Here is a 3,567-nt window from a genome sequence, read left to right on the forward strand (position 1 = left end):
GCGGTCGAGGAAGTAAAAAGACGATTGAGAATTATATTCGTAATCAAGGTCGTCATAATGATGTCAAGCAGTTGAAACTTTTTGAATTGTGAAAAATAAAATAATAACGCCCTGCGCTCTTGGCGCAGGGTTCTTTACAAGAAGTTTTTTTCGGAAACACAGGCGGCTCATGTGTGCTGATGGTAAGCATAGCCGCGAAGAATGGTTTCTCTGATTTTGAAAACTCATTTAGTTTGTTGAAAGCAAAAGCATACTGGGTCTCATCCGATACGCCAAACATTCCTTCGCTTAAGTCGGATTTATATTCTTTAGCGCTGAAAAAAGTATCAAAGCCATTGTTGCGAAGAAAAAATCCCATGTTGTCGAATTCCTCAAAGTGTGTACAGAAAAAACTTGTAGAGTACCCGTTATCTTTCAGAACACTTGCCATGCCATAAAACTTTTGATTGGCTGTGTAAACATTTGAAAGCGGATGCATGCCGGGAACAGAAGGCATCGAATAAAGCACCCCATACAATCCGTTGCAGGTATGCATTCCGCAGGTATAAAAATTAGAAAACGAAATAGAGTTTTTTGAAATACTGTCAAGATTGGGAGTAAAAGATTTCCCCGATGAAGAAAGATTGGTCATTTCCGCGCTCATGCTTTCCATGAGCACGAGCACAATATTTGGCTTGCTTGCTGAATCTGAAAAAGAAACTTTTCGTGCGATGGGAGAATCAAAAGCATCACCAACATTCAAATACTTGCGAACATTTTTAATAGCGGTTCCGTTATCCACATAATTCATATTTATTTTTGTCATGCTATCGAAGAAAGAGAAAAGCGGATTCAGCGAAAGCATATTTACGAAAGGATAATTAGTAACGAATGCGTCACGCACGGCAACAGGCCGGACCCTCCACCCTCCGCGGATTCCGATGAGAAGAAGAATTACAACAAACAAAAAAGAAAAAATCTTTTTACCCGCGGAAAATTTTCTCTCAAAAGCGTTTCTCAAAATCTTTTTCTGAAGGAAGAGAAGAAATAAAACAGAAAGAAGAATGCCCGCGAAAAACACCGCGAGGTAAGGGTAAAAAGCCGCGCTTTCAAAAACAAATCCCAGCATTGCTCCGGGCGTATCTGTCCACATTGTAATTGCATTGTTCAGCCGCGCGCCAGTAAATATGTAATAAGGAATATCCGCACAACAGCAAAGCAAGACGAGAATAAGTGCCATTGAAAAATAAATTGTAATTACTCTTCTGAACCAAAGAGAATTATAATTGAAAAACATCGCTACAAAGAACAAAAGGGAAGGAATTACCAGCAGATAAGAAGAGACCATAGTGTCATAGCTGATTCCAAGAGAAAGGGCATCGCTGTAAAGATTTTCAGGAATGCCGGAAGAGAAATTTAATTTTAAAAGCGCGTAACGAAAGACAGAAAAAAGCAGCATAAGAAAAAGAAACAGAACGACCAGATAAAAAATCCAGAATGGAGTTTTTTGAAAAAAGTTTTTCATATTGCTTAATGTCCGAAGGTAAGCAAGAGCGCGAAACGATAGGTTGCGGCAATAAAGACGAAAAAGAAATCCCTAAACTAATCAGCGCTTTTCCAGAGAGAAACATCTGAATTCCTAAAATTCCATCCGCTGTCATTATATTCCATCCAATATGCTTTGCCGCCAACTATTCCGAATGGCCAAATGTCAACCTTAGTCAGCCGGTCTTCAGATGGTTTTGCAAAAGGCAAATTTGAATTTGCTTTTGCCTGCGGAATGGTGTTCAGTGCAAACACCAGCAAACTTGCGCAGAGCAAAATCATGCTTACAGAAATTGCCGATACGAAAATTCTTTTTGAGATAACATCTAGGTTTTTCATGCTGTTTGATTTTAGTTTAACCCAAAGTTAAAGATTTAACAGAAGCCCTTTATATTTCCGATATTTGTTTCGTGGAAGAAACATCGAACGGAAAAATATTTCCGCCCAACCGCTCGAAGAAAAACATTGTTATTCTTTATGTTGTCTGCGGTTTGTTTTTTTTACTTGGCATCCTTCTGGCTTCTCCCCAAAATCCAACCGGCTATTACATGGCGATTTTTGCTTTTGTGCTTTTTCTTATGGCGCGTTTTATCACAACACCACCCAATGTTCTTTATAGCATAGGAGAGGAGGGCATCAGGCTTCGCGGATGGACAAAAAAACATCTGCTGTCATTTAGTGAAATAGAGTCGGTCAATGAATTAAAAGAAGATCAGGCTGAACGTTTAATGCTGCTGCGAAAAAAAGAAAACGAAAAAGACACAGCAAACATTTTTTTCGGAGAAAGCGGAAAAAGCATGAATCCGATTGAAAAAATTATTTCAGCATTTAAAAAGCAGGCGAAATCGTTTGCACCCTATAAATTTATGAGCGTTCCCATTGCCTTCAGAGGAAAGTTTGAACATGTTTCGGGAGCAAACCTTCCCTGCGATTGTGTTTTTATTCTGCTTAAAAACGGAGAAGGATATTTGATTTCTCCGCTCGACACAGAAGGATTTGTGAAGGAGGCGAAAAAACACATGCAATAAATCTATAAGTTTGTGCTATGAAAAAAATCCTTGCTGTGTCTTTTTGGTTTTCTTCTCCCTATTCTTTCTTTTTCTCAATCTCATCAGATCAATCAATGGGTTGTGATTGGAGCGAGGGGTACTTTCAACTCCGCCTGGCTGTTAAATCAAAATCAACTGAATGATAAGGGACTTAAATACAAAGCATCATGGGGAGGTTCGGGAGGAATTATGGTTGGCGCGCATTACGCTCAGTGGGGTGCTATTTTTGTGGAAGGACTTTATTCTACGCTCAGCCAGAAAACAGCGAGCAACATTGACAGCATGAAATGGACTGGCAGAACCGACCTTGCTTATTATGAACTCCCGATTTTGCTTCACTTCGTTCCGAAAGATTTCAAATACATTGAAGCGGGAATAAAAATTTCTACACTCGCGAATGCGCATGGAACATACAATTCTTCCCTCATCAGTTATTCCGGTCAGGACATGAAAAGTAATTTTGAGAAAACTAATTTTTCGCTTGTGCTTGGGTGGGGCAATTCGCTTTGGGGTGACGGAGGCGGGCTTCTTGATTTAGGAATACGGTTGACTTATGGACTATCAGATATTATAAGTACAGGTGGAGGAAGAGATATGAAGTATAAATCTTACAGTGATGGGACTCTGAAATCATATAATCTCACTAACACAGCAACCATCGGGCTTCACCTATCGTATGATTTCGATATGGGCTGGTGGTTTCACGATACTTGCAAAAGGAAATACAAATTCTTTTTGTTCGAGCACTGACCGGTTTTTCTTCTTCGAAAGTTGCGAATTTATTTCTCAGGCAATGCATTAATTGTGGCATTGCTAAAAAACAAAACGCCCCTCATTTCTGAGAGGCGTTTTTCATTGTGCGCCATCCATGTTCTTTTACTATAGGGTGCAAGTCCCGAACACACGTTGATAACGCGAAGTGTTAGCTGAAAGCAAGTGCAATGTTGCGAGGCATTGTGCGGAGGAAGCCGAAGGCAAAAGCAAGTGATAACGA

At 39.9% G+C, this 3,567-nt stretch carries 4 protein-coding genes; 2 read left to right on the forward strand and 2 right to left on the reverse strand.

What is annotated here, in order from left to right:
• Window positions 1–52: 52 nt before the first annotated feature.
• Both HY841_04700 and HY841_04705 read right to left on the reverse strand, forming a co-directional pair.
• The gene (locus HY841_04700) at window positions 53–1,504 is read right to left on the reverse strand and encodes a sulfatase-like hydrolase/transferase (protein ID MBI4930041.1); all 1,452 of its coding nucleotides are present in this window, start codon (window positions 1,502–1,504) and stop codon (window positions 53–55) included.
• Between the two features lie 77 nt (window positions 1,505–1,581).
• A complete protein-coding gene (locus HY841_04705) occupies window positions 1,582–1,863 on the reverse strand; it encodes a hypothetical protein (GenBank protein ID MBI4930042.1) in 282 nt (93 codons plus the stop codon).
• Window positions 1,864–1,934: 71 nt separating this feature from the next.
• On the opposite strand from HY841_04705, the gene HY841_04710 reads away from it, so the two are divergent.
• On the forward strand, window positions 1,935–2,552 hold the full coding sequence (locus tag HY841_04710; GenBank protein ID MBI4930043.1) for a hypothetical protein: 618 nt from the start codon (window positions 1,935–1,937) through the stop codon (window positions 2,550–2,552).
• Window positions 2,553–2,582: 30 nt separating this feature from the next.
• On the forward strand, window positions 2,583–3,323 hold the full coding sequence (locus tag HY841_04715; GenBank protein ID MBI4930044.1) for an outer membrane beta-barrel protein: 741 nt from the start codon (window positions 2,583–2,585) through the stop codon (window positions 3,321–3,323).
• The last annotated feature ends 244 nt before the right edge of the window (window positions 3,324–3,567 follow it).

The sequence above is a fragment of the Bacteroidota bacterium genome (assembly GCA_016213405.1).
Taxonomy (GTDB): domain Bacteria; phylum Bacteroidota; class Bacteroidia; order Palsa-948; family Palsa-948; genus Palsa-948.

Coding starts and splice junctions, on each gene's coding strand:
- HY841_04700 (MBI4930041.1), bottom strand. CDS start 1,504: ATGAAAAACTTTTTTCAAAAAACTCCATTCTGGATTTTTTATCTGGTC.
- HY841_04705 (MBI4930042.1), bottom strand. CDS start 1,863: ATGAAAAACCTAGATGTTATCTCAAAAAGAATTTTCGTATCGGCAATT.